Origin of the sequence: Micromonospora globispora (assembly GCF_003857015.1) — a bacterium.
GTDB lineage: Bacteria > Actinomycetota > Actinomycetes > Mycobacteriales > Micromonosporaceae > Micromonospora > Micromonospora globispora.
The window spans coordinates 1-3,605 of sequence record NZ_QGGF01000654.1 but is presented as its reverse complement, the minus strand read 5'-3'; the positions used below and the strand labels follow the sequence as shown (position 1 = coordinate 3,605).

At 76.4% G+C, this 3,605-nt stretch carries 2 protein-coding genes; both read right to left on the bottom strand.

The annotated features are described in order from the left end of the window. The coding region (locus tag DKL51_RS31490; protein ID WP_148097903.1) for an ATP-dependent helicase at nt 1–2,567 on the bottom strand (2,567 nt) is incomplete at its 3' end. Between the two features lie 37 nt (nt 2,568–2,604). Then, nucleotides 2,605–3,605, bottom strand: a 1,001-nt coding sequence (locus DKL51_RS31485) for a RecB family exonuclease (protein ID WP_148097902.1), incomplete at its 5' end; no start/stop codon positions are given.

Genomic DNA, 3,605 nt, shown 5'->3' with positions numbered 1-3,605 from the left:
CCGAGCGGGTCGGCCGGCCACTCGGCGCGGAGCACCATCTCGGTGGTCGGGTTGACCGCATCCCCGGCCGGCTCCGGCGTCCACGCGTCGACCACGTGCCCCGGGCCGCCGTCCAGGCAGGCGTCGTGCACCTCGCGGAGGAAGACCGAGGGGCCGCGGAACCGCTTGGTGCCCTCCCCCCACCAGTACCCGGAGCAGAGCAGCAGCCGGCGCGGCCGAGTCACCGCCACGTACGCCAGCCGGCGCTCCTCCCGCTCGTCGTGGGCCCGCCAGGCGTCGGTGAAGTCCTCCACCGCCCGGGCCACCCCGCGCTGGTCCTCGGCGGCGGCCAGGCCCAGCTCGGGCAGCCCGTCGGCGTCGCCGCGCAGCGGGAACGGCAGCACGCCCAGCCCACCGAGCCAGTGGTCGGAGTTGCGGACCGGCCCCGGCCAGACCGCCCGGGTCAGCCCGGCGACCGCCACCACGTCCCATTCCAGGCCCTTGGCGGCGTGCGCGGTGAGGATCTGCACCGCCCCCTCCACCACCTCGACCTCGCCGGGGGTGAGTCCGCGTTCCTCGTCCTCGGCGGCGGCGAGGAAGGCGAGGAAGCCGGCGAGGGTGGCCCCCGGGGTCTCCCCGCTGAACCGGGCGGCGACGTCCCCGAGGGCGTCCAGGTGGCCACGGGCCAGCCCGGCGTCGCCGGTGCCGTCCCGCCCGGCCCGGACCGCCACCTCCACGTCCAGGCCGATGGTCCGCTCGATGTCCGCGATCAGCTCCGGCAGGGACTGGTCCAGCCGGTAGCGCAGCAGCGCCAGCTCCATCCCGTACGCGCGCAGCCGGGCGTACCCCTCCGCCGAGTACGCCTGCGCCGGACCGAGGTCCGCCAGGGCCTCCACCAGCGTCGCCTCGTCGAGCGCGTCGACGGTGATCTCCGGCTCGTCGTCGCCGACGAGCTGACGCCGCGACCGGGCGATCGAGCGGGCCCGCCGGTGCAGGGCGACCAGGTCGCGCGGCCCGATCCGCCAGCGCGCCCCGGTGAGCAGCCGCAGCAGCGCCGCCCCGTCGGTCGGGTCGGCGAGCACCCGCAGCGTGCAGACCACGTCGCGGACCTCGGGAGTGTCCAGCAGGCCGCCCAGCCCGACCACCTCGACGGGCAGGCCACGGGCGCGCAGCGCCGACTCGATGGCGGGGATCTGGCTGCGCAGCCGGACCAGCACGGCGGTGGTGGGGCGCTGCGGCACCGGGATGTGCTCGGGCAGCGCGTCGGGCATCCGGGCCGCCCCGCGCCAGGCGGCGAGCACGCTGTCGGCGATCCACTCGGCCTCGTCGGCGTACGTCTCCAGCAGGGCGCAGTGCACCGTGCCACCGGCCGCGCCGCCGGGGGTGCGGTGCGCGATGGACTCCTTGACGCTGAGCGCCGCGCGCAGCTCGGGGACTTGGGCGCCGGCGGCCCGCAGCGGGGTGGCGAGCGCGTTGGCCACGCCGAGGATCTCCGGGCGGTTGCGCCAGCTCGTGGTCAGGCTGAGCACCTCGGCCGGGGCGCCGTCGGTGCGGGCGAACTCGCCCGGGAACCGGTCCAGGGTGCCGGCGCTGGCCCCCCGCCAGCCGTAGATGGACTGGCAGGGGTCACCGACGGCAGTGACCGGGTGACCGCCGCCGAAGAGGGCGTTGAGGAGCACCACCTGGGCGTGGCTGGTGTCCTGGTACTCGTCGAGCAGCACCACCCGGAAGCGGTCCCGCTCGATGACGCCGACGCCGGGGTGGTCCCGCGCCACCCGGGCGGCCCGGGCGAGCTGGTCGGCGAAGTCCATCGCCTCGAAGTCCTCCTTGCGCCGGGCGTACGCGCGCACCAGCGGGAGCAGCTTCAGCCGGGTCCGCTGGAGCTGCAGCGCCTTGCGGACGTCGGCGTACACCCGGCCGGGGCGGGACTGCACCTCGGCGAAGAAGCGGCCGGTCCAGGCGGCCAGCTCGTCCGGGTCGACCAGGTGCTCGTCCAGCTCGCCGGCGAGGGCGAGCACCGCGTCGGTGATGGTGCTGGGCATCCGGTCCACGTCGGACATGTCGCCGTCGTAGTTGCGGACCAGCAGGTCGACGAGCTGCCAGCGGGACGCCTCGGTGAGCAGCCGGGTGGAGGGCTCGTACCCGGCGCGCAGGCCGTGCTCGGTGACGATCCGGCCGGCGTACGAGTGGTAGGTGGAGACCGTCGGCTCGCCCGCGAGGGAGTCGTCGTGCGGGTCGCGGCCGTGCCGCCCCAACCGCCGGATGAGCTGGTCGAGCCGGGTACGCACCCGGTGCGCCAGCTCGCCGGCCGCCTTGCGGGTGAAGGTGAGGCCGAGGATCTGCTCCGGCCGCACGTACTGGTTTGCCACCAGCCAGACCACCCGGGCGGCCATCGTCTCGGTCTTGCCGGAGCCGGCGCCCGCGACCACCAGCAGTGGTTCCACCGGCGCGGCGATGATCGCCGCCTGCTCGCGGGTGGGCGCCGGCAGGCGCAGCAGCTTCGCCAGCTCGACCGGGGTGTAGCGGGGCCCGGCGTCGGGCGTGCGGGGCGCCGGGGTGGCGGTGCTGAAGAGCGCGGGCTGGGTCATGGCGCCGGCTTCGTTCGCGACGGTGAGGCTGGCAAGCTCACTCCTCGCGCTCACGGTTGCTCGGGGTGGTCGGCGGCTCGACGACCTGGCGCCCCTGCCCGGACACCGGGCAGCTCGTCCGGACCGGGCAGACCCGGCACTTCGAGTTGGCGACCGCGGCGAAGGTGGCGGCGGCCATCGTATCGGCGGTCCGCCGGACCAGCGCGGTCGCCCAGCCGGCCTCGGGGCCCTCCCCGGTGGCCGCCTGGGCCTGCTCCTTGGCGTCCTTGGCGGACGTGCCGAGCTGCACCAGGGCGGCCCCGCCGGGCTCGTCGCCGAACTCGGCGAACGCCCCCGCCTCGACCGCCGCCTGGTACGCCCCGAGCTGCGGGTGCTCGGCGACCTCCCGCTCGGTGACCGCGGTCGATTTGCCGGTCTTCAGGTCGATCACCACGAGCCGACCCTCGGCGTCCACCTCCAGCCGGTCCACCCGGCCGGTCAGCTCGACCGGCCGTTGCGGGTCGTCGAGGCGGACCGCGAACTCGTGCTCGATGGCGAGCAGCCGGCGCGGGTTGCCGGCGAGCCAGCGGAGCAGCTTGTCCACCATGGCCTCGGCGCGGGTCCGTTCGGGGCCGACCATCCAGCGGGCGGCCAGCTCGATGGCGTCGAACCGGGCGGAGACGTACTCCAGCAGGGCGGTGCGGTCGACGCTGGCGTCCTCGGCGAGCATCGCGGCGGCGTGCACCAGGTTGCCCACACCCTGCGCGGCGCTGGCCGGGCCGCTGCCGCCGTGCCGTTCCAGCAGCCAGCGCAGGCTGCACCGGAGCGCGCTCTCCATCGCCGACGGGGTGACCCGGACCGGCTCGCCGTCGTCGACCAGCGGCCGGTCGTCGGAGAGGCCGCGCAACCCCCACCAGTCGTCGGGGTGGGCGCCGGGCACCCCGGCGGCGGCCAGCCGGGCCAGCTCGGCCGCCGCGGCGCGCCGCCGGGTGGGCGGGACCCCCGGGTCGGTGACCGCGGTACGCAGCTCCGCCACCAGCGCCGACAGGGTGAGCCCGC